At 41.4% G+C, this 23,096-nt stretch carries 23 protein-coding genes; 17 read left to right on the forward strand and 6 right to left on the reverse strand.

What is annotated here, in order from left to right; all coding sequences use genetic code 11:
- Window positions 1-14 precede the first annotated feature (14 nt).
- The 4 genes from EV282_RS03185 to EV282_RS03200 all read left to right on the forward strand — a co-directional run bounded on the left by EV282_RS03185 (window position 15) and on the right by EV282_RS03200 (window position 2,943).
- On the forward strand, window positions 15-446 hold the full coding sequence (locus tag EV282_RS03185; protein WP_130293741.1) for a type II secretion system protein: 432 nt from the start codon (window positions 15-17) through the stop codon (window positions 444-446).
- Window positions 447-582: 136 nt separating this feature from the next.
- Window positions 583-1,566 (forward strand): type IV pilus biogenesis protein PilM, encoded by a 984-nt coding sequence (pilM, locus tag EV282_RS03190; protein WP_165389339.1) that lies wholly within the window; start codon window positions 583-585, stop codon window positions 1,564-1,566.
- Window positions 1,560-2,162 (forward strand): PilN domain-containing protein, encoded by a 603-nt coding sequence (locus EV282_RS03195; RefSeq protein ID WP_130293745.1) that lies wholly within the window; start codon window positions 1,560-1,562, stop codon window positions 2,160-2,162. Before pilM ends, EV282_RS03195 begins: the two co-directional genes overlap by 7 nt.
- Window positions 2,155-2,943 carry a hypothetical protein gene (locus EV282_RS03200; RefSeq protein WP_130293747.1) on the forward strand — a complete coding sequence of 263 codons (789 nt, stop codon included), beginning with the start codon at window positions 2,155-2,157 and terminating at the stop codon, window positions 2,941-2,943. Before EV282_RS03195 ends, EV282_RS03200 begins: the two co-directional genes overlap by 8 nt.
- 43 nt (window positions 2,944-2,986) lie before the next feature.
- Here the strand turns inward: EV282_RS03200 and EV282_RS03205 are convergent, their stop codons facing one another.
- Window positions 2,987-4,909, reverse strand: coding sequence for an acyltransferase family protein (locus EV282_RS03205; protein ID WP_425590187.1), 1,923 nt, complete (start codon window positions 4,907-4,909; stop codon window positions 2,987-2,989).
- 268 nt (window positions 4,910-5,177) lie between these two features.
- Between EV282_RS03205 and flaG the strand changes: the two genes are divergently transcribed.
- The 4 genes from flaG to EV282_RS03225 are packed head-to-tail and all read left to right on the forward strand — an operon-like array spanning window position 5,178 to window position 7,853.
- A complete protein-coding gene (flaG, locus tag EV282_RS03210; RefSeq protein ID WP_242611816.1) occupies window positions 5,178-5,516 on the forward strand; it encodes a flagellar protein FlaG in 339 nt (112 codons plus the stop codon).
- A gap of 21 nt (window positions 5,517-5,537) precedes the next feature.
- Window positions 5,538-7,070, forward strand: coding sequence for a flagellar hook-associated protein 2 (locus EV282_RS03215; protein WP_130296879.1), 1,533 nt, complete (start codon window positions 5,538-5,540; stop codon window positions 7,068-7,070).
- A gap of 31 nt (window positions 7,071-7,101) precedes the next feature.
- Window positions 7,102-7,503: a flagellar export chaperone FliS gene (gene fliS, locus EV282_RS03220; RefSeq protein WP_130293751.1), complete on the forward strand. Its 402-nt coding sequence runs from the start codon at window positions 7,102-7,104 to the stop codon at window positions 7,501-7,503.
- On the forward strand, window positions 7,443-7,853 hold the full coding sequence (locus tag EV282_RS03225) for a hypothetical protein (RefSeq protein ID WP_130293753.1): 411 nt from the start codon (window positions 7,443-7,445) through the stop codon (window positions 7,851-7,853). Before fliS ends, EV282_RS03225 begins: the two co-directional genes overlap by 61 nt.
- A gap of 238 nt (window positions 7,854-8,091) precedes the next feature.
- On the opposite strand, the gene EV282_RS03230 is transcribed toward EV282_RS03225, so the two are convergent.
- Entirely contained in the window at window positions 8,092-8,355 is a 264-nt protein-coding gene (locus EV282_RS03230) for a DUF2619 domain-containing protein (protein WP_207224313.1), read from the reverse strand.
- 205 nt (window positions 8,356-8,560) lie between these two features.
- Here EV282_RS03230 and EV282_RS03235 point away from each other — a divergent pair, with 205 nt between their 5' ends.
- The 4 genes from EV282_RS03235 to EV282_RS03250 all read left to right on the forward strand — a co-directional run bounded on the left by EV282_RS03235 (window position 8,561) and on the right by EV282_RS03250 (window position 11,633).
- On the forward strand, window positions 8,561-9,760 hold the full coding sequence (locus EV282_RS03235) for a DUF819 domain-containing protein (RefSeq protein WP_130293755.1): 1,200 nt from the start codon (window positions 8,561-8,563) through the stop codon (window positions 9,758-9,760).
- A gap of 211 nt (window positions 9,761-9,971) precedes the next feature.
- Window positions 9,972-10,169, forward strand: a complete 198-nt coding sequence (locus EV282_RS03240) for a cold shock domain-containing protein (RefSeq protein WP_130296881.1) — start codon at window positions 9,972-9,974, stop codon at window positions 10,167-10,169.
- A gap of 307 nt (window positions 10,170-10,476) precedes the next feature.
- The gene (gene hpf, locus EV282_RS03245) at window positions 10,477-11,031 is read left to right on the forward strand and encodes a ribosome hibernation-promoting factor, HPF/YfiA family (RefSeq protein ID WP_077359967.1); all 555 of its coding nucleotides are present in this window, start codon (window positions 10,477-10,479) and stop codon (window positions 11,029-11,031) included.
- 119 nt (window positions 11,032-11,150) lie between these two features.
- Window positions 11,151-11,633, forward strand: a complete 483-nt coding sequence (locus tag EV282_RS03250) for a DinB family protein (RefSeq protein WP_242611817.1) — start codon at window positions 11,151-11,153, stop codon at window positions 11,631-11,633.
- A gap of 27 nt (window positions 11,634-11,660) precedes the next feature.
- On the opposite strand, the gene EV282_RS03255 is transcribed toward EV282_RS03250, so the two are convergent.
- The gene (locus tag EV282_RS03255; RefSeq protein ID WP_130293757.1) at window positions 11,661-13,517 is read right to left on the reverse strand and encodes a dihydroorotate dehydrogenase; all 1,857 of its coding nucleotides are present in this window, start codon (window positions 13,515-13,517) and stop codon (window positions 11,661-11,663) included.
- A gap of 215 nt (window positions 13,518-13,732) precedes the next feature.
- Between EV282_RS03255 and EV282_RS03260 the strand changes: the two genes are divergently transcribed.
- Window positions 13,733-15,355 (forward strand): long-chain fatty acid--CoA ligase, encoded by a 1,623-nt coding sequence (locus EV282_RS03260; RefSeq protein ID WP_130296883.1) that lies wholly within the window; start codon window positions 13,733-13,735, stop codon window positions 15,353-15,355.
- Window positions 15,356-15,578: 223 nt separating this feature from the next.
- Here the strand turns inward: EV282_RS03260 and cspC are convergent, their stop codons facing one another.
- Both cspC and EV282_RS03270 read right to left on the reverse strand, forming a co-directional pair.
- The gene (gene cspC / locus EV282_RS03265) at window positions 15,579-15,779 is read right to left on the reverse strand and encodes a cold shock protein CspC (RefSeq protein ID WP_077359956.1); all 201 of its coding nucleotides are present in this window, start codon (window positions 15,777-15,779) and stop codon (window positions 15,579-15,581) included.
- Window positions 15,780-15,930: 151 nt separating this feature from the next.
- Window positions 15,931-16,524 carry a hypothetical protein gene (locus EV282_RS03270; RefSeq protein ID WP_130293759.1) on the reverse strand — a complete coding sequence of 198 codons (594 nt, stop codon included), beginning with the start codon at window positions 16,522-16,524 and terminating at the stop codon, window positions 15,931-15,933.
- A gap of 209 nt (window positions 16,525-16,733) precedes the next feature.
- On the opposite strand from EV282_RS03270, the gene secA reads away from it, so the two are divergent.
- Together secA and prfB are read left to right on the forward strand one after the other, a co-directional pair.
- Window positions 16,734-19,250 carry a preprotein translocase subunit SecA gene (gene secA, locus EV282_RS03275; protein ID WP_130293761.1) on the forward strand — a complete coding sequence of 839 codons (2,517 nt, stop codon included), beginning with the start codon at window positions 16,734-16,736 and terminating at the stop codon, window positions 19,248-19,250.
- A gap of 128 nt (window positions 19,251-19,378) precedes the next feature.
- Window positions 19,379-20,477, forward strand: a protein-coding gene (gene prfB / locus EV282_RS03280) for a peptide chain release factor 2 (RefSeq protein ID WP_242611818.1) whose coding sequence is annotated in 2 segments (ribosomal slippage) — window positions 19,379-19,441 and window positions 19,443-20,477 — 1,098 coding nt in all. Because the reading frame shifts where the segments join, the coding sequence is not laid out codon by codon here.
- A 231-nt stretch (window positions 20,478-20,708) separates the two neighbouring features.
- Here prfB and EV282_RS20090 read toward each other — a convergent pair.
- Window positions 20,709-20,861: a hypothetical protein gene (locus tag EV282_RS20090; RefSeq protein ID WP_165389340.1), complete on the reverse strand. Its 153-nt coding sequence runs from the start codon at window positions 20,859-20,861 to the stop codon at window positions 20,709-20,711.
- Window positions 20,862-21,216: 355 nt separating this feature from the next.
- Here EV282_RS20090 and EV282_RS03285 point away from each other — a divergent pair, with 355 nt between their 5' ends.
- Together EV282_RS03285 and tatA are read left to right on the forward strand one after the other, a co-directional pair.
- Entirely contained in the window at window positions 21,217-22,848 is a 1,632-nt protein-coding gene (locus EV282_RS03285; RefSeq protein WP_242611819.1) for a PhoX family protein, read from the forward strand.
- 30 nt (window positions 22,849-22,878) lie between these two features.
- On the forward strand, window positions 22,879-23,064 hold the full coding sequence (gene tatA / locus EV282_RS03290; RefSeq protein ID WP_066245439.1) for a twin-arginine translocase TatA/TatE family subunit: 186 nt from the start codon (window positions 22,879-22,881) through the stop codon (window positions 23,062-23,064).
- Window positions 23,065-23,096: the final 32 nt, after the last annotated feature.

Genomic DNA, 23,096 nt, shown 5'->3' on the forward strand with positions numbered 1-23,096 from the left:
AAGGGGATTAAAAAATGTTAAAACTTATCAAAAAGCATTTGAAGAATGAAAAAGGTTTAACGCTTATCGAATTGCTGGTTGTTATCGTAATCTTAGGTATTATTGCTGCGATCGCGGTAGTGAGTATTGGCGGGATAATTAATAGTACTGAAGAGAAAGCAGTTGTAACAGAAGCATCTCAAATCATTAATGCAGCGAAGTTGTCTCATGCTTCAGAAGGAGCTTCGGGGAATGAATGGAATGCGGAAGAACTAGAAGATTATTTAAGCAGTGTTGACGCTGAAGGGTGGACTGTTACTTTAGCTGATGGTGTTTATTCTATCAATAATCACGATGCAGCAGCTATTGCCACAGATACTGAGGGAGCAACTACCGCTACAGAAGCAGAAATAACTGATTATTTAGGTGGAGTTGAAGAAGAAGGGTCAGAAGAAGGAGATAATTAATATTTATTTTTACCCCTCCTCCCCAGGAGGGGCATTTTCTAAATTAAGACAAATTCTTTTAACGATTACGCAAAACGGCTTGTGAAATGGTCAAAGGAATTTAATGCTAATACTTTGGGTTATTGAGGTGTATCTGATGAAATTCGGGCTAAGTTTATTTAACAAGAAAAGAATTAATTTAATCATTCAAGACCATGTCATCCGTTATATAGATATGAAACAGCCAGAACAGCTTGATGTCAAAAGTTCTGGAGAACGTTATCTGCCAGAAGGCCTTATTCAGGATGGGGTCATTACTGATCGTGAAACACTATTAAATATCTTGGAAGAATGTGTAGAAGATTGGGGAATTAAAGGCAGAGAGGTTCAATTTTTGATTCCTGACAGCAAACTGGTCATTCGGAAACACCAGGTCCCAAACAATCTTAATAATGAGGAAATTAAAGGTTATCTGTATATGGAGCTTGGGAGTACGATTCACCTTCCTTTTGAGGACCCAGTTTTTGAATATGTTTTACTTGAAACAAATGAAGAAAATAAAGAGATTTTACTTTTTGCTGCTTCTGAACAAATGGTAAGCGAATATTCCAGCCTGCTATCTCAAGCGAAATTGAAGCCGGTTGTAGCCGATGTTTCTTGTCTATCTCTTTATCGGCTTATTTTTATGAATCGGCTCGTTTCGGTAGAAGATCATGCACTTTGTTTGCAGTTTGAGATACCTGCTATTCAACTTAGTATTTTTCATCACCATAAGCCCTATTTTTTTAATCATTTAAAGTTGGAAACTGATTTTAAGAGTTGGAACTTTAACCAGTATAATAGCGGGGTTCAGCACATCCGATGGGAAGGGGATCCTGGTTATGTTCATGGTTTAATTGAAGATAAACTGGTTGAGATTGATCGAATTATTAACTATTACAAGTTTACAATCAATCATGGACGACAAGGTATAACAAAAGTAATCCTTTCTGGTGAATTGCCGGAACTTCACTACATACAGGAGCGTATGCAGCAAAAGTTAGATATTCCGGTTTTGATACTTAATCTTTCAGATACTCAGCTTCCACAACAATTTGATGTTGTTCTTGGTCTCGGATTAAAAGAGGTGCAGCTATGTTAGTCGATATTAACCTGTTACCCGTAAAAGAAGCAAAATCTTTAAGATCTACTATCCTTATCATTGCAGCTGTTACTTTCTTGTTAGGATCAGCAACATGGTTAGGATTGGATTATTATGTGAGTGCAAATACACTTCAAGAAAAAGAACGCTTACTAGAACAAGAAAAGCTTTTGGTTCAAACAAAAATGAAAAATCGGGAACAATCAACAGTTACGGATATTTCTCCACTAGTAGAAAAAGTTGAATATATTCGGGGAAAAGAAATAGCCGCTACTGACCTCTTACAGCACCTTGTTGCACTGCTTCCAGAACGGGGGTTTTTTATTAAATATGAATATAAAGACAGAACTTCTATTATGGTGGAAGCTCAATTTGATACATTGGCTGAAACATCTAATTATCTCCATGAACTTACGAACTCACCATATATAAAAGAAGCCTCAATAGATAAAATGCAAACAACTAATTTTGAAGAAGTTAATGAGGGAGAGGATTTGACAGCCTTTGAAAATATTCTTCCACGGTATCGAGCTCAATATATAATTGGCTTTCAAAAAGAAAAAATTAAAGAATTAAAAGGTGAAGTTCATGAGTAAGGATAGACGCATTCTTACATACTTAGGCATAGGATTGTTAATTCTCTTACTATCAGGCGGGGCTTATGGGTACTTTGGTATTCTATCGCCAATGCATGAAAGAATTTCATTTGTTGATTCTAAAATTAAACAGCAAAAAGTTCTTTTAATAAAATCAGAGAATGCTGTTCTGGATGTTCCAATGGCAATAGAAAATACATTTTCCCTCCAAGAAGAAGTACCTGTCGTTCCATTAGTTGATCAGCTAATGCTTCAATTTGAAAAAGCTGAAGTTTTATCAGATAGCTTAATTATGACGATGCAGTTCAGCGACGGAGAAGTAGACGATGAAGAGGAATATACACAAAACAATGCGGAAGACCACAGAGCATCTGAGGAAGAAAACAAAGAAGCTTCTTCAAGTACTCCGGAAGAGGATACAACAACAATTAAGGCTGTTGAACCACCTGCACCAGAGGTTTTACCTGAAGGCGTAAAAAAAATTACTGCTGAAATGTCTGTTGTTTCTAAAGATTATAATGGTTTGTTAATATTCCTGCGAACTATTGAAGAGCTGAAACGTGTAATTGTTATTGAGGGGATTACTTTTACTGGTCTTAGTGAGATAGAGATGGCATCAGTAGAAACAAATCCAAATCAGCTGAAATACGAAATTATCATTGCCGCATATTATTTACCTGAACTTACAGATTACTTAGAGGATTTGCCGGCTGAAGATTATCCGGCACCAGGCGGGAAAGAAAATCCACTTACAGGTTCAGGAGAAGAAAAAGAGGAATAAAAAAGCCAACCACCTATATATTGGGTGATTGGCTTTTCTGTTTTTATTGAATGTGTTTAATCAGATAATCGGCATATGCTTTTGCACCGGTTAATGTAAGATGCACACCATCACTTCCTATATATTCCGGATGCGATTCACTTACTGAAAACCAATCCACTACTTTAGCATTTTGAAATTCTCCAGCAACATTTTTGATAGTATCGTTTATTTCTCTCTGCCAGGGTTTAGGGACGCGTGTTGTGATGAAATAGATGTCTCTTTCATTCCCAATTACATTTACTAAATCAGCTAGCTTTTTGTCTGAAAGTGGCCCGTTAGCTCCAAGTTCAATTACAACGATTTCACCTAAGGAACCATTGTGTTTCTTTTGTTTTACAATATCTTCTGCTTCCCTAAATTGACGGCCGATTTTCGCATCAACTTCAACTTTTGCAAAAGCCTCTTCTAGGTGCGGTGTTACATCAATCATAACGGAATCACCGATTACCGTGACAGGGCGGGATTCTTTCGCAGAAGGCACTTGATCGGCTGGTTTATCATTAGGTACTTCTTCAGAGTTATTGTCTTTTGACGGAAGTTCATTTTTAGGTGCATCTGGCTTTTTTACCAAATTTTCCGTTGGTGGTTCTTCATTTCCTACTTTTTCTTGAATGGCGTTAATCACGTTGTCTTTACTTAATGCAACTGAAGTCGTTGTGATGCCAATCGTTGAAATGCAAAGAAAAACACCCAGTATGGTTGCGGTTGTTACAAATCTTCCGATAAAGAATTTTTCTCGTTTCCATTCACCACACTTAACAACTCTGCAAAATCGTGTTAATGCGCCTTGTCTAATCGGATTTTCAATAAACGTCCACGATAGGCTTGCTAAAGTCAATATTAAAAAAAGTTGTAATGACGTACGAACTAAGCTAGGTGCATCTGCTCCCCATTGAGGGCTTGTAAGCACAATTACAGGAAAATGCCATAAGTAGATCCCATATGAACGAACGCCGATCCAGCGCAATGGTTTGAAGCTTAACACAGTGTTTAGTTTGCTCGAAGGATGTACGATTACCGCAACTACGAGCATTGAAGCAACGGACATCGCCACCATTCCGCCTTGATAAAGAAAGTCTTGATACTGATCCGTGCTCCAAAACATATAGAAAATGAAAGCTAGAGCAAACAGTCCTACAAAGTCTAGCTTCCAGCGAATTTCTGAAGGTAAGTTGGTTGATAATTTTCGACTTGGCCAAATGACCGACAGACTAGCCCCTAGTAAAAGTGAAAAGACACGGGTATCCGTTCCATAATATATCCGGCTTGGGTCTGTTCCTGGTTCGTATAATAAAGTCATTGCAGCTGCTGAAGCAATAGCTCCCAGTAGAATAATAGAAAATAATGAGCCTTCTTTTACTTTCATTTTTAAGACTAAAAGTATGACGAGTGGCCATAGAATATAAAATTGCTCCTCCACCGCTAACGACCAAAAGTGTGTTAGCAGGGAAGGGGGGCCAAAACTCTCAAAATAAGATAAGTCCTGGAATATATACCACCAGTTGCTTACATACATAATAGCTGCCAATGTATCTTTTTCTAATTTGTCTAACATGGTTTGCTCAAAAATAGTAACCCAAGTTATGACCACGAGAAGCATTGTAAACATGGCAGGGAGTAGCCTGCGAGCTCGCCGAATCCAGAAGTTTTTAAAATTGATTTTATCAGTTTCAACAAATTCAGCTATCAGGAGATCGGTAATTAAATATCCTGATAAAACAAAAAAGACAGTTACCCCTAGCAAGCCTCCAGCTGCCCATTCAAAATTCAAATGATAGGCAATAACTGCAAGAACAGCGATGGCTCTTAATCCATCGAGGCCAGTTATGTATCGGTTTTTTTGTAGAGGTGCTTCAATGGCTGCTTTCCGTTTCTTTGTAGACCGGGCATGTTTCTTTAGTTGTTTTTTATGTTGGTCTTTCATTACTGCCATTATCCTCTCGTTAGTATTATTTTAGGATTTTATTTATTAGTTAATTTATTTTATGGGTTTAAATAGAAAGTTAGTTATTGTTAATTTTATTTCATTAATCTTCTTTAACATCAACTATTTTACAATAAAAAACTGACCAATAGAGTAGTTTCATAGAATTGTAATAAAATTTCTCGAGATTTTCTTTACCCCTTCTTCCTCAACAATTAAATGAACAATCCGATATAAGATTTAGAGAAAAATTAAAGGGGCGATGAAGGTGGAACTGAAAGCAATTAGTTCTCCTGTTATTCAAAAATCTGAGCCTGTGCTTAAAAGCCAAAACACACAAGAAACTACTCCACAAGCCGAAGCTTCAGTACAAGTAAAACCAAGTAAAGAAAAATTAGAAAAAATAATTTGTGCGATGAACGATATGCTGGAGCAAGCACATACTTCGTCAAAGTTTGTTCTGCATGAAAAACTGAACGATTATTATGTGCAGATCGTAGATGAAGTGACTAAGGAAGTTGTAAAAGAAATTCCGAACAAAAAGTTCCTTGATATGTATGCAGAAATGATTGACTTTATGGGTATTTTTGTTGATAAAAAAATTTAGGGACGGTGATGAACCGTGGTTATGAGAATTGGCGGATTAGCTAGTGGAATGGATATCGATACACTAGTTGGTGATTTGATGCGTGCCGAGCGTATACCCTTAGACAAGCTCTCGCAGAGGAAAACTACTCTTGAATGGCAGCGCGATGACTATCGTTCAATGAATAAGTTGCTCGATGAACTAGACCGTTTTATTCTGGATGGCGTTGCTTTACAGAGAACCTTTAATCAAAAAACAGTTACTAGCACGAATCCTAACGCAGTTTCGGCAACGGTTTCAGGAAGTGCTTCAAATATTACATCGAGAATAAATGTAACCCAGCTGGCAACAGCTAGGAACTGGGTCTCTACAGAAGTTAAAAACGAGGATGGTCTTACTCGTGCAAGCAGTACTGCCACGTTGAATACTATAAATCCGACTGCATTTGGAAGCACTGCTTTTGATCTGGAAATTAAGGTTCAAAAACCAGGGAATACTGCATTTGAACTCTCAAAAAAAATCAACATCGATCCTACAAAGGATACTTTGGAGTCAGTGGCTAAAAAATTGTCAGAAGCAGGATTAGATATATCTGCCTTTTATGACGATTCAACCGGTAAATTTGTTATCTCAAATAATTTAACAGGCAGTGGCTCAAATTTATCACTTGAAACAGATCAAACGGTAGCCTTCTTTGAGGATATTGGGTTTGATAGTGTGATTGCAGGCTCCACTGGTCCTCAAGTACTCGGTGGAACAGACAACGGCTTAAATGCTAAATTTGATTTGAATGGGCTTACTGGATTGGAACGATCCTCTAATAACTTTACAATCAGTGGAGTTTCATACTCACTCAAAGCAATCGGAGAAGCAGTAATAAGCTCTAATACGGATACCGATGGAGTAGTCGACTCTATTAAAAGTTTTATAGATAAATATAACGAAACAATTGAAGCAATTAATAAGAAAACAAGTGAAACGAAATACCGTGATTTTCCCCCATTAACAAATGAACAGAGAAAAGACCTTTCCGAAAAGGAAGCAGAGATGTGGGATGAGAAGGCAAAGAGCGGAATGCTTAGAGGAGATTCTATTTTAACAAGTGGACTCAACACTATGCGTCAAAATATGTATGCCTACGTAGATACGGGAGATACAAACTATGATCAGCTTTCTGAGATCGGAATTACAACATCGCGAAACTATCTGGATAAAGGGAAGCTGGAGATCGATGAAAAGAAACTTCGTGAAGCTTTAGCGGCAAGTCCCGATGCGGTAATGAAGCTATTTACAGGCACAGATTCAGTCGAAGGAATCGCAAAAAAAATTCGAAAGTCGATTGATACAACCGTTGATAAAATTGAACTAAAAGCGGGAAACGCTCTACGAACAAATGCTCAATTCACCCTTGGCCGCGAGTTAACAGATGTGGACAAGCGTATCTCCGCTTTTGAAGATCGTCTTAAACAGGTGGAGGACCGCTACTGGCGTCAGTTCTCCGCCATGGAAAAAGCAATCCAGCGATCAAATCAGCAATCGATGTACTTAATGCAACAGTTTGGCGGCGGACAGTAATCTTTAAACCAAAAAGGAGTGTTACCTTTACATGTCCATACTTAACGCGAACAAGGCGTATCAGAACAACTCAGTCCAAACGGCGTCTCCTGGCGAGTTGACGCTCATGCTCTATAACGGATGTTTGAAGTTTATCGGTCTCGCGCGTACAGCGATTGAGATGAAGAATACAGAAGAGAAGAATAAAAATCTTTTAAAAGCACAGAAGATCATTCAGGAATTGATGGTCACGCTCAACATGGATCTGGAAGTTTCGAAGTCATTGATGCAGATGTACGATTACATTAATCGCCGTCTGATCGAGGCAAACATCCAGAGTGATGTTGAAATTCTAGATGAAGTGGAAGATTATGTGCTGGATTTCCGTAATACGTGGAAAGAAGTGATCCAGATCAACCGCCGCATGCAGCACGGCGAGGCTGGTCGCGTGTAATGTCAGCCGTTAAGATTTTGCTGGAGATTACGAAGAACCTGTTTGACCATGTAAGGAGCGGGCTTCCAAAAGATGAGCGCGAACCATACATCGAGAGGTTGAATGAGCTGCTGGATCAGCGCCATACAATCATAGGGAAACTGCCTGCTATGTATTCAGAGGAAGAACAGCGTATGGGGAAGATGATCGTTAAGATGAACGAAACGATCGAACCATTGCTGGTGCGCCAGTTTGAGGAGATCAAACACAACTTATCGATGATGAAGAAGAAGAAAGAGAAGAATGTACAATATGCAAACCCGTACCAGACGCTGTCGGCGGATGGGATGTATTTTGATAAGAAGAACTGACCACAAGGAAAACTTGTGGTTTTTTTCTGTTCATCGAATGTTCTATGAGTCGAAACTGGTTGGCTATGAGTCGTTATCAACTTTCTATGAGTCTAACTCTTTAGTCTATGAGCCGAAGTAATAGGTCTATGAACCGAACACCTTTCTATGGGTCAAAACCAAAGGTCTATGAGTCAAAACTGCTCCTCTATGAGCCAAACGGGATAACCAACAATTTCTCCCCACTAAAAAAGGTGCACTACCTCTTAATCCCATAAACAATACAAATAACCCCTGCCATGATCCACAACAAGCTGGTAAACGATAGTTTGGTAGACAATCCATAGATTCCAAGGGTCATCGTAGAGAAGAAGATGACCGGTCCTATGATGGAGAGCAGGGAATTGATGACGAGTGCGCGTTCAACGGTATTGTAATGCAGCATGAAAAGTGCTGCCGTGATTTCGAGGGTTCCGGAAAAAATACGGATTGCGGCCATGCTTAGGACGACTTTTTCGATCATATGCAACAACGTCCATTGCCTCCTTTTTAAACACTTGTTTAAGTTTCCATAGCTTGTATATTGCATTATATGTGGTCAAGCCTGAATTAGAAGTGTGAAAAAGGTTGCTACTATTCGCAACTTTAGCAATAGAAGGACTATACAGGGAATGCTGATTTTTTCGTGTATACTTGTCACTCAAGTATTTTTAAGGGGGAATAGGGATATGTTTGCAACATCCAATGGACCGCTCATTCAGGAACCTATGGCGATCTTTGCTTACCTAGCAGCGCTTGTGGGTTTCGTATTTATTTTGGGTGAGTCTAAAAACAACTTCTTGAGAAAGTTTTTCCACTATGCACCGCCGTTGATCTGGACGTACTTCTTACCGATGATCTCGACGACGCTTGGAATCATACCTTCGAGCTCTGATTTATATAGTTTTGTGTCCGCTTACATCCTGCCGGTCGGACTCCTGTTATTGCTTTTATCGATTAATGTAAAAGCGACATTGAAGCTTGGACCGAAAGCAATTCTGATGTTCTTAGCTGGAACGCTTGGAGTTATCATCGGTGGACCGATTGCGCTTGCGATCTTCCAGCCGTACTTGCCAGAAGATGCTTGGACTGGTGTAGCAGCGCTTGCGGGGAGCTGGATCGGCGGCTCTGCGAATATGGCGGCGCTTGTTGAAGCCGTTGATACACCAGAACACATCCTTTCGCCGATCATCGTAGTTGATACGGTTGTTGGATACAGCTGGATGGGGATCATGATCGCACTTGCTGGTTATCAGGCGCGTTTTGATAAATGGAACAAAGCCGATAACCGTATTATTGAAGAGGTAAATAAGCAGGTTGGAGATCTTGAGAAAAAGAACTCACGTCCGCTTGCAGTTCCTCAATTGCTTGCAATTCTAGGTCTTGGATTCGGTTTAGCTTTTATCGTAGGAAAGTTTTCTGAGAAGCTGCCTCAAGGAGATATTCTAAATGCAGCGACTTGGACGATCATGATTGTTTCTGCGATCGGAATCGCACTTTCTTTTACAAAAGTACGCGAATTAGAGAACTATGGCGCGAGTAAAGTAGGATACGCAGGAATCTACTTGCTGCTTGCGACAATTGGTGCGAAGGCGAACTTGATCTATGTGGTTGAAGCACCTCAATATATTCTAATGGGAATCGTATGGCTAGCGATCCACATTCTGTTCTTGTTTGCTGCAGCAAAATTATTACGTTCACCGATGTTCTTTGTGGCAGTTGGGTCACAAGGTAATATTGGCGGTACAAGTTCAGCGCCAGTTGTTGCGTCTGTTTTCCAGCCGGCTTTGGCACCAGTTGGTCTATTGATGGGCTTGTTAGGTAATGTTGTTGGAACATATGCAGCTGTTTTGTGTGCGAAACTGGCTCAGATGGTCTCTCAAATGTAATAATTAGCTATAAAATAACCGGTTATCATAATCGGTTATTTTCATGAATATTATGTATATTTATACATAAGCGCACACTGAGATTTTTCGACAAAACTTCTTATTATTCGCTAATCTTAAGCCTTTGACAACTTTTTTGGGTATGTGTCATACTATGAAGTGTATAGATTTACTATACAAAGATTCGCATGATGAAGGGATTGTGAAAGGCATGTTAGGAAAAGTAAAATGGTTTAACGCAGAAAAAGGTTTTGGATTTATCGAGCGCGAAGACGGGGACGATGTGTTCGTACACTTCTCCGCAATCAACACTGAAGGATTCAAAAGCCTTGACGAAGGTCAGCAAGTTGAGTTTGATATTGTAGATGGCGCACGTGGGCCTCAAGCGGCTAACGTAACTAAACTATAATTCAAAGCATTAATGACCAAACATTAGATCCCGCCTGTATTTTGCAGGCGGGTTTTTATTTTTTATGAGAACTTTAATTTATTTTAAAATAGCGTTCCATTGTGTACAAAGTAATGTACTTCTTTAATTCCTATAATTTATTATGAAATTCGATTCAAATTCCTTTATATCTAAAGTTGTATAGCGTCGTTATATTAAGAAAATGTCGAGAATGTAAAGAAATTGTCAAAATATTTTAAATGTTACGGAGGAATTCTTTTAGGGTACATAGAAATATATATACATCACCGAAAGGAGGAGTTAAGTTATGCATTTTAACATTCGCGGGGAAAACATCGAGGTGACCGAAGCTATTAGGGCTTACGTGGAGAAGAAGGTAACTAAACTCACAAAATACTTTAACGAAACTCCGAACTCTGAAGTACACGTCAATTTGAAAGTGTATAACAATGAACAATCCATTGAGGTTACGATACCGATGAAGGGACTCTTGCTTCGTGCAGAGGAACGTCATTTGGATTTATACGCTGCGATTGATTTGGTGGTAGAAAAATTAGAGCGTCAAATTCGTAAACACAAAACAAAAGTAAACCGCAAATTCAGAAATGCTGAAGGCACGAAGCACATGTTCGCTAACGGAACAGAGGGAGTATCCACTGCTCTGTTAGAGGAAGAAGATGACTTCGAAATCGTCCGTGAAAAGCGGTTCGACTTTAAACCGATGGACACAGAGGAAGCGATTCTTCAAATGGGCTTACTGGGCCATAACTTCTTCGTCTATAACAATGCCGAAACTGGTGAGATGAACGTCGTGTACAGACGTAAAGACGGCAAATATGGACTGATTGCTGGAGATATGTAACTTAATAAAAAATTGATGAAAGCACGCTCTCTATAGGGCGTGCTTTTTTGCGCGGAGAAGGGATTTTCGTACATTTAAGCGAAAAAGTAAATAGAAGGTCATTGAAGGAGGTTATTAAGTTGAGTAATGAAATCTTATTAAAACAGCTCGCTGCTTTCCGCCATAATACGCTCAGCGCGGTTGAAGGATTAACAGAAGAGGAATTAGATTTTGTGCCTGAGGGCTTCAACAACAACATCCGCTGGAACTTAGGTCACATCTATTTAGATCAGTACGATTGGCTTTATCATAAAACGCGTGAGGATAATCCAGCACCGCGGCACTACCGCGAGCTGTTCGGTTACGGAACGAAGCCTGAAAACTGGCAGCAGACTCCTCCAACGCTTGAAGAATTGCGCAACCGTTTAATGGAGCAGGTTCAATATATTGAGCAGCAATTCGGTCATCGTCTCGAACAGGAGTTAGATGAACCGACTGAGCTTGGCATGAGTACGTTTGCCGAAGTGCTGCCGCGGACTTTTTATCATGAAGGACTGCATATGGGAACGATCATCGCGATCCGAAAAGCGATTAATCTTCAAAAACAAACTCAAGTGAAGTAAATAGAAAAAGTGCAGATGCAAACGCGTCTACACTTTTTTTGCTTCATATCGATTAAATAACATGGACTGCTCTTTACGGCCGCACAAATATTGATACGAATAAACCAACCCCAAAATATAAAACACAAACAACAGATAAGCAGGGGACAGGTGGAAGTGATTATCGTAACCGATCATGAAGTGAGTGCCGATACCTGTCAAAAACCCAGGCAGACCGCCGATCGCAAGGATCCACCAAATCCATTTAGCTCCTTCTTTATATCCCCATAACGCAATGGTTAGCAGGAGAAATCCTTCTGATATCAATGCACCGCCAAAACCTGCCCGGTCATGTGCGATTAACGGAATGAGTTTCTCGTTGAAAGCTATTATCTGTTCAGGCGTCAATGAAAAGAACATCAGGTCTTCAGGTACAAATACGCCATTCATGCCGATGGTCGAAATGACAATTCCTGCCGACAACAAGCACATGCCAGAAATCACAAACATGCTTTGCCCAAGCTGACTTTTACGCCATGAATTGCTGTTGTGTAAATTCGTACCACCGCTTCCAATTGTCATGTTTCGGGTCCGGTAAAGTCCATAAATGAAAAAAGGGAAAATAATTAAGTAATAGAGAAAGTGAAGCTTATCGAAATACCCGAACCCTATAAAATAAAAGAGATTTAGAAAACCGACAGCTGCCGCAATCACGAATACTTTTCTTGCCCAATGCTCACCTTTTCGTATGCCGTGGTAAGAAAGCTGCATGAACATAAAACCTGCGGATATCATGACTCCAGCGAGACAGATCCGATCATGCGACATGAAGTGAAACAGATGGTGATTGTAAGCGATGATTTCTTCGCTTTTCATTCCTAAGAATGCCTCGTCATATGGTAGAAGAACTTCAGTAAGACCGATGAACAACGCGATGATGCCTGCGAGAAAAACACCCAAACCCATCAAGAAAAACGATAGCCAGCCTTTTGTATTTTGCTTGGTTTCGGAAGTCCTTTCATAGACATATCGCTCATTTATTCTTTTGGGAAGACCTGGTCCAGAAAAAACAAATCCGCTATGAAGCTGGATTAGTGATGCGCCGGAGCGAAAAAGTTCCATCGCATCACCAGGTTCGTGGATACCGCCGGATGCAATAATCGGTTTTTTAAAAGGTAAAAGCTGCTGAATGCTGTTTTTTAACGCCGCCATTTCCGATTTTCCTAATTCAATTCCGCCGTCTTTTTGAACACCTTCCCGAATTAAAAATCCATCCATACTTTGATCGTTAAATTTGTTCATATCTAACTGGTGGTGAGCTACTTCCAAGAAAATCGACTTACCTGTCATACTCTTCAACTTCTTAATGTGATTAGCACCAGTAAGTTCAACAATGAAAAAGTCAGCATATTCATCAAGTTTTTCAGCCAGTTGTAATAACTCTTTTTCTGTTTCACCCTTAATCCAAATCCCCATCGGAACGGTCCGCTTAGTCTTTTGAAGTTTTCCAAGTGCTTCATCTAACCCCATATTAGACTTTAAATGTTGATACCATAATGTTTCTTCATCTGTATTGCGTATGATAGGTTTTTGCAAATTACAAGGTTCTATTGAAATCGGTCCAACTTCTATAAAACCGAACCCAAGATTAGAATAAGCCGAAGTCCCTTTTAAGTTAGGATCTAAAGCTCCGCTAATGCCTACAGGGGAAGGGAAACGAATGCCAGCAATGTTCTGTACTAATTCTGCAGACGGTTGCATGTGTCCGAAGAAGTTTATAACTTTATCTCCAAGCGGAAGCCTTGCGAGCGTGTTCATCAACTGCAATGTAAAATTCCTGCTTGTTTCTGGTTTCATCCGGAACAGCACGGGTTTGAAAAATGTATGATACGACCAATCTGGCATAATTGACACTCCTTTTTATGCCGTTTTTTATAGTTTAACGTAAATGAGCTGCAGAACATTACATTATTTTTCAGCTGATGAATTCTTTCCAGCAAAACCCTCCAATAAATATGTTTTTGATGCAGGATTTCCTCCTAGGTAAGGTGAACTAGTTGAGTAGTGAGAGCGCTTACAACATTGGTTTTGTTTATATTAAAGGAGGAGAAGCAGTTATGATGATGAATGTGCCATTTCGAGTAACGAGTATGTTGGAGCATGCGGAACGTTATTTTGCTAAAAAAGAAGTAACGAGCCGTACGATGTCAGGGATTCGCAAGTTCAGTTACCGGGAGATCGGGGAACGGACCCGCAGGTTGTCGAGTTCGCTGAAACGACTTGGTGTTCAAAAAGGTGAACGCGTTGGTACACTCGCATGGAACCACCATCGCCACCTTGAAGCATATTTTGCAATCCCAGGTGTGGAAGCAGTACTTCACACGATAAACATTCGACTTTCCCCTCAGCATATCGCATACATTATCAATCATGCCGATGACCAGATTTTAATGATCGATCAGGACATTCTTCCTCTTGTTGAAGCCATAAAAGACCATATTCCGAACGTAAAAGCATTTATTTTAATGACCGATGAAGATGAGCTACCAAAGTCACCGCTTCAGCCGCTTTATCATTATGAAAAACTTCTTGAGGCAGGTGACCCAGCTTATGAGTTCCCTCAAAATATTGATGAGAATGATCCTGTTGGGATGTGCTACACATCAGCAACAACTGGAAATCCAAAAGGTGTAACGTACACACACCGTTCGACTGTTCTTCACTCCATGTCACTAGGACTTGTTGATGGCGGTTCTGTTTCGGAAAGTGATGTTCTGATGCCGGTTGTGCCTATGTTCCACGTCAATGCTTGGGGACTTCCGTATGCGGCGACCTGGTTTGGTGCGAAGCAAGTGATGCCTGGACCACGATTCACGCCACAGCTTTTAGCGGAACTGATCGAGATGGAAAAAGTAACCTTTGCCGCAGGTGTCCCAACGATCTGGATGGGACTTCTTCAAGAACTCGAACAGAAAAGATATGACACTTCTAGTCTACGAGCTGTTATTTGTGGGGGATCAGCTGCACCTAAAGGGATGATTAAAACGTTCCAGGAAAAACATAACATTCCGTTCATGCACGCCTATGGTATGACCGAAACGAGTCCGCTCGTGATTGCAACGCGTCTGAAAACCTATCAAATGGATTTGGACGAAGAGACAAAATTAGATTACAAAGCAAAGCAAGGCTATGTTGTCCAAGGTGTTGAAATGAAAGTAATCGGGGCCAATGGCGATGTAAAGTGGGACGGAAATGAGATGGGTGAACTTCTGCTCCGATCCAACTGGATAGCTGATGAGTATTACAATGATGACCGAACGGAAGGGACGTTCGTTGATGGCTGGCTTCATACCGGGGATGTTGTAACCGTTGATGAAGAAGGCTTCGTAAAGATTGTCGACAGGACGAAGGATCTCATTAAGAGCGGCGGAGAGTGGATCTCGTCGGTAGATTTAGAGAATGCGATCATGGCGCATCCGGATGTTTTTGAAGCTTCCGTAATCGCGGTTCCACACCCGGAATGGCAGGAGAGGCCGCTCGCTTGTGTCGTTTTGAAACCGGAAGCAAAAGGAAAAGTGCCGAAAGAAGATATTATGGAATATTTGAAACCGCAGTTTGCGAAGTGGTGGATTCCAGACGATATCGTGTTCATGGATGAGATCCCGAAGACTTCGGTCGGGAAGTTCTTGAAGCGAACATTGCGAGACCAGCTGAAAGATCATTATATGACACCGGCTACTTAAGAAAAAGCACTGCTCTCAAACGGTTTAAGAGCAATGCTTGTATAATAACACTATTGAAGTGTTTTGTATGGTATACTATGCATAACCTTTAATGCAATAAATTTTTTACTTTTCCTGTACCATGTCCCTGCTCAACTTGTTGAGCGGGGTTTTTTATTGATTATTTTTATAGACAACAAAAAAACAGACTCTAAAGAGAGTCTGTTCCTATAATCATCTAAGATTATGCTTTTTGAACGTTAGCAGCTTGAGCTCCACGAGCACCTTGCTCAACTTCAAAAGTTACTTTTTGGCCTTCGTCTAAAGACTTGAAGCCATCAGTTTGGATTGCAGAGAAATGTACGAATACGTCGTCTCCGTTTTCGCGTTCGATAAATCCAAAACCTTTTTCTGCGTTAAACCATTTTACTGTACCTTGTTCCATGTTTGTTGCCTCCTCGTGCGTTACCACACAATATATTACTATCCTTGCCCTAATCTATTCTCAAGAAGAAAATTATATTTCAAACTATTGATTACACCGAACAAAAATAACTAGATTCATCATAGCACCATTCTAATGAAGTTGCAAATCGTCAATGTGCTTTTTGAAGCCATTCCCACGTTTTCGTTACTTCCCAATACACGCCATCTTGCTTATAGCCGTTCAGCGTAATATCCAGATCATGAAAAATACGATGGGCGGTTTTTAATGGTCCTACACTATCTGATTTCATGCTTGAATCTATTTTTACAATCGCAGTTTCCATATCTGCCTTCAATGGACCCGACACATAAGGAAGGAGTTTGTCCTGTATATCTTCCTTCACATCCATCAATTCTTCCTTATTCCTTGCGATGCTATAGTTATTCCAAGCGTTAAATCCTAGCTCGCGGTTCCAGAATTCATGCATGACATTAATCCGTCGCTGGATTTCCGTAACCGGAACTTCTAAAGTGGGCTTGTAGATCGAAGTACCACTCGTTTTTTCAGCATTCATCACTTCTTCATTAGAAGGAAGATCTAAATCTGATGCGGATTTCGTACCAAAAAGCTCGTAATACCCCCACGTTCCGAGACCCCCAATAATAAAAAAGCTTAAAACCAGCGTTAAAATAATTGTTCTATTTTTTTCGCTGCGCACCTTTTGTTCGCTGGTGCTATCCCTTTGTAACTCCGCTTTTTCCATTAAGAACCTCCCAGCAACCTTTTTATTATTTTACCAAAATTTAGGTTTATTGTCTTCTTAAACTATAGAAATTTTCACATAAATAGGAATTTATATACTAGCGGATGCTACAATTCGGATGAAAAGATTTGGGATTTCTTGTGGCTCGTTTCACAAACTGGTAGAATAGAAGTGGTATATAATTCTCGAGAACAGGGAGCGTTTATCGGATGATTAGCATTTTGAAAAAGATTTTTCCAAGTTCCAATGATCGGACGCTAAATAGATATGAAAGAATCGCTGAAAAAGTAGAAGCGTTAGCAGAAGAGTTTAAAGCGTTAAACGATGAAGCTCTTGCAGGTAAGACGGCTGAATTCAAAAGCCGCATTGAAAAAGGCGAGTCATTAGACGATTTGCTGCCAGAAGCGTTTGCGACAGTGCGCGAAGCATCAGCTCGTGTATTGAACATGCGTCATTATCCCGTACAGATTATGGGTGCGGTTGCACTTCATGAAGGTAATATTGCTGAGATGAAAACCGGTGAGGGTAAAACGCTCGTAGCGACTATGCCGGTCTATTTGAATGCGCTTGATGGTAAAGGGACTCACGTTGTAACCGTCAACGAATACTTGGCTCGTCGTGACTCTGAAATCATGGGGCCGCTTTACAATTTCTTAGGTTTGACGGTTGGATTGAACGTTTCTGACCTTTCAAAAGAGGAAAAGCGTGAAGCGTATGCGGCAGATATTACTTATGGTACGAACAACGAGTTCGGCTTCGATTATTTGCGTGACAACATGGTGGTTTACAAAGAGCAGATGGTTCAGCGCCGTAATTATGCGATCGTCGATGAAGTTGACTCCATCCTAATTGATGAAGCGCGTACTCCGCTGATCATTTCTGGCTCTGCACAGAAATCTACCCAGCTTTATCAAATGGCAAACATGTTTGTGCGCCAGCTGAAAAAAGATACGGATTATACCGTTGATGAAAAGACGAAGAACGTGCAGCTTACGGAAGAGGGAATCAACCGTGCTGAGCAGATGTTCTCGATCGATAACCTTTATGATTATCAGCATGTAACACTTAATCACCACATCAACCAGGCGTTAAAAGCGAATATCATCATGCATCGTGATGTGGACTATGTTGTTCAAGAAGGCGAAATCGTAATCGTTGACCCGTTCACAGGACGTTTGATGGCTGGACGCCGTTACAGCGACGGTCTTCACCAAGCGATCGAAGCGAAAGAAGGCCTGGAGATCCAGCGCGAGAGTATGACCCTTGCGACGATCACGTTCCAGAACTACTTCCGTATGTACAACAAACTTGCGGGTATGACGGGTACGGCGAAAACGGAAGAAGAGGAATTCCGCAACATCTACAACATGGATGTTATCGTAATTCCGACGAACCGTCCGATCGCACGTGATGATAGAGCGGATTTAATTTATAAAACAATGCAAGGGAAATTCAAGGCGATCGCAGCTGAAATCGAAGAGCGCCATAAGACTGGCCAGCCGATCCTTGTTGGTACGGTTGCCGTTGAAACATCTGAATTGCTTTCTCAACTTTTAACAAAGCGTAAAATTCAACATAATGTCTTGAACGCGAAAAACCATGAGCGTGAAGCAGAGATCATCGAGAACGCGGGTCAGCTTGGCATGGTTACAATCGCGACAAATATGGCCGGCCGTGGTACGGATATCAAGCTTGGCGAAGGTGTTATTGAAGTTGGCGGTCTTCACATTTTAGGTACAGAGCGCCACGAATCACGACGTATCGATAACCAGCTTCGCGGACGTGCTGGTCGTCAAGGAGATCCAGGTTCTTCCCGTTTCTACATCTCAATGGAAGATGAGTTGATGAAACGTTTCGGTTCTGACAACTTGATGACGATGATGGAGCGTCTTGGCATGGATGAAGATACGCCGATTGAGTCCAAAATGGTTACAAAAGCTGTAGAATCTGCACAAAAACGAGTGGAAGGTTCCAACTTTGATGCTCGTAAGCAGCTTTTACAATATGATGATGTTATGCGTCAGCAGCGTGAGATCATCTACGCTCAGCGTCAGGACGTACTGGACTCTGAGAACTTGAGCGATATCGTTCTGCGTATGATCGATTCTACAATCGACCGCATCGTAACGGTTCACACGCCAGAATCTGAAGTTCAAGAAGAGTGGAACACGAAAGAAATCGCAGATTATGTGAACGGGGTCATGTTCACAGAGCCTGTGTTTACGGAAAAAGATTTCTACGGTCTCGATCGTGAAGAGATCATTGAGAAGATTCAGGCGAAGGTTCATGCGGCATTTGCTGAAAAAGAAAAGCAGCTGCCTGCAGAGCAAATCGCTGAATTCCAAAAAGCGGTTATCCTTCGTTCGGTCGACAGCAAGTGGATGGATCACATCGATCAGATGGAACAGCTTCGCCAAGGGATTCACCTTCGTGCTTACGGCCAGACAGATCCGTTGCGTGAGTACCAGTTCGAAGGCTTCGAGATGTTCGAAGCGATGGTTGCTGCGATCGAAGAAGAAGTTGCGACTTACATCTTAAAATCGCAGATCGAACAAAACATGCAGCGTGAACAAGTGGCTGAAGGGAAAGCAGTTGTCCCAAGTGACAAGGCGGAAGCTTCTAAAAAGAAACCAGTACGCAAAAAGCAGGACATTAAGCGCAACGATCCATGTCCTTGCGGAAGCGGTAAAAAATACAAGCAATGTCACGGTGCTGAGCAGGAATAATTCAGTTCTGTGAGTGAAGAGAGTCTCTTCGGGGCTCTCTTTGCGCATGTTTCCGCCCAAAGAATTTTTCAAATCCAACAGCATACGTTAAAAAAGTAGCTACAATCATAAAATGAGGTGCAAAGATTATGGATTTAGTAGAAGTAAAGCAGGAACTCAACGTTATCGAAAAACGTATCAACGACTTTAGGGGGTCTCTTTGACCTCGATGCAAAAAAAGCACGCATCGCTGAACTAGACGAACAGATGAGTGCACCAACTTTTTGGGATGACCAGAACGCAGCACAAGTGGTTATTAATGAGGCAAACGGATTAAAAGAGCAGGTCAATGAATTCGAAGAACTTGCTTCTTCCTATGAGGACTTGGAAATTGCACACGAGCTTGTGAAAGAAGAAGCGGATGCTGACATGCAAAAAGAGCTTGTGAAAGACACGAAAGAACTAATCGCAAAACTGAACGACTTCGAACTTCAGCTTTTATTAAACGAACCTTATGATAAAAACAACGCGATCCTGGAACTTCACCCAGGTGCTGGCGGTACGGAATCCCAAGACTGGGCGTCCATGCTGCTACGTATGTACACGCGTTATGCTGAGCGCCAAGGGTATAAGGTAGAAACGTTGGACTATCTTCCTGGTGATGAAGCGGGTGTAAAATCCGTAACATTGAGCATTAAAGGACACAACGCTTATGGCTATTTAAAAGCGGAAAAAGGGGTACACCGTTTAGTGCGTATTTCGCCGTTTGACTCTTCAGGTCGCCGTCACACATCATTCGTTTCATGTGAAGTCATGCCTGAGATCACCGATGATACAGAAATCGAAATCCGTACAGAGGACTTGAAGGTCGATACGTATCGTGCGTCAGGTGCTGGCGGTCAGCACGTTAACACGACGGATTCAGCGGTTCGTATTACACATACGCCAACGAACACAATTGTTTCCTGTCAGACAGAGCGTTCACAGATCAAGAACCGTGAACGTGCGATGAAGATGCTGATGGCGAAGCTTGTACAGCGACGTTTGGAAGAACAGCAGGCACAATTAGCTGAAATCCGCGGTGAACAAAAGGAAATCGGCTGGGGAAGCCAGATCCGCTCATACGTTTTCCACCCGTACAGCTTAGTAAAAGACCACCGTACAAACACTGAGGTTGGTAACGTGCAGTCTGTAATGGACGGAGAAATCACGCCGTTTATTGATTCTTACTTGAGATCTAAGCTTTAAAATTAGGCTTTGTAGTTAATGGAAGTGGTTGATTTCCGCTCCAGGTACTCCCTTTCCGGGGGGCGTGCGGTGAGCCTCCTCTGCGCTTTGCGCCGTTAGGAGTCTCACCTGTCCCGCTGATCCCCCAGGAGTCTCGTACCTTGCGCTCCAATCAACTTTTCAGCGAAGCTTTTATACAACCAAAATACAACAACAACAAAAACTTCCGAGCCCCAAGCTTCGGAAGTTTTTTTAGTCTATTATTGTAAGATCGTTTTTCGGAACAAGGTCGATCTTACTTGAATATCCCTTTTTTGCAATCTCCACATTCCCATTCTCGTAAATCCACACCACTTGGTACTCTACGCCTTTATAAACGACACGACTTCCCACTTCGATATCCATCGCTTCACCTCAATAAAAGTACCTTCTGGTTAATTATACCTATAAACCGTGTTAAGTAAATTGGGAAAATCATAGGATGCGCCTATCATTTAGCGTTACGTTTATATAGCTATTTTCCCAACTTAGAAGTTATATAGAGGAATTCTTAAGGTGTGGAAAGGTTCAAACTAACAATAGTTCAATATCTAATGGTAAGTGTCGCTGCACTCCAGGATTTTACGTCCGCTTCTCCACAACTTTTAGAAAAATCTAGAAAACCTTAAACGTTTGTTTAAATGCGCTACATAGTGGCTTAACAATTCCGCTTTATCCTTAAAGGTGCAAGATAAATTATTGGTCCTAGGGGGAAAACGGAGTGGAAAAGAAACCATTGGATAGAAGAACCTTTTTAACGTATTTAGGAACAGGCGCAACTGCACTTGCTGCAGCAACTTCTGGATTAGGCGTTTTAACGGAAAAAGCGAACGCTCAATCAGACAGTTTAATGCGCATGAAGCCTCGCAAAAAAGGATTTAAGTTTCACCCAATTGCACCAACAGACAAAGACGAACTTGTTTTACCAAGAGGTTATAAATATGAAGTGATTGCATCCTACGGGGATGTGATCAATAAAAAAGGCGACACATTTGGATTCAACAACGATTTTACCATGTACTTTCCGATCGAGGACTCCAGCGAACATGGTTTGCTTTGGGTGAACCATGAATACACGAACCCTTTATATGTAGAAGGTGAAAAAAAGGGTGGTAAATATACAGCAGCTCAAATCGAAAAAATGCTATACAACCAAGGCGGTTCCATTATTGAGGTCCAAGTAAAAAATGGAAAGTGGACGCTGAACAAGAATTCTGAACTAGCTCGTCGTGTAACTGGCTTAACACCTTTCGCATTAACAGGGCCAGCTAAAGGAAACGCAGCGGTTTCTGGAGCCACTTCTGTTCAGGGAACGTTTGCAAACTGTTCAGGCGGACGTACTCTCTGGAACACGGTAATGTCATGTGAAGAAAACTATGAAGATACGTCTGACGCGGCCGGTTTAAACCAAACTCACTACGGCTGGGTGATTGAAGTAGACCCGTTCGATCCAAGTTTCAAAGTAAGAAAGCACACCGCTCTTGGCCGTTTCAATCACGAGAATGCGAGTATGGGTCTCGCGAAAGACGGACGCGTAGTTGTTTATATGGGTGACGATAAAAAAGATGCTTGCGTGTACAAGTTTGTGAGTAAAGGTAAGTACGTAGAAGCAAAAGGCAAGGAAAACAGCAAACTTTTAGAAGAAGGAACGCTATATACTGCAGACCTGCAAAAGGGTAAATGGGTAGCGTTAACGATCGAAGCGGTTCGCGAAAAAGCGGCAGGTAAAGCTGAACTTTTAGAAAAGTTTAAAACACAAGCTGATGTTGTTGTAAACGCACATGACGCTGCCATCTTACTAGGTGCAACACCAACAGACCGACCGGAAGACGTTGAGATTTCACCTTTAGATCAAACCGTGTTCATCGCACATACGAACAATGATAAGCACGGAAACATTCACGGACACATCACACGCTTTTTTGAAAAAGACGGAGACCATGGCGCAGAGGATTTTGACTTTGAGATCTTCGCAGCTGGCGGACGCCAAAGCGGCTTCAGTGCCCCAGATAACTTGACGTTCGACTCAAACGCGAACCTTTGGACCGTAACGGATATCTCATCCAGCAAATTGAACTCTGATGCGTGGACAAGCTTCGGAAACAACGGGATGTTCATGATTCCGACAGTCGGTCCAGACAAGGGTGTTGCATTCCAGTTCGCATCAGCACCAAAAGAAGCGGAATTGACAGGACCATCTTTCACACCAAACGAAAGAACACTATTCCTTTCCGTGCAGCATCCAGGAGAGGAAACGGAAGATAAAGCAAATCCGACAAGCACATGGCCGCAAGTTCGCGGAGGCAATCAGCCGCGTCCGTCTGTTGTGGCAATCACTGGCTTTAGGTTCTAACGACTAACATCATTTTAGGAGGCGATCCACATGGGTTTTACTAATATCGGAGTACCAGGATTGATTCTGATCTTAATCATCGCGCTTATCATCTTTGGACCATCAAAACTGCCAGAGATTGGACGCGCATTCGGAAGTACGCTTCGTGAATTCAAGAATTCTGCAAAAGATCTAATGTCTTCTGATGAAAAAGAAGAAAAACCGCAGTCGAAATAAAGAGATTTTGTAAGGGAGATGCGGGCGCAACA

It is taken from the genome of Fictibacillus sp. BK138 (assembly GCF_004216955.1).
Lineage (GTDB): Bacteria > Bacillota > Bacilli > Bacillales > Fictibacillaceae > Fictibacillus.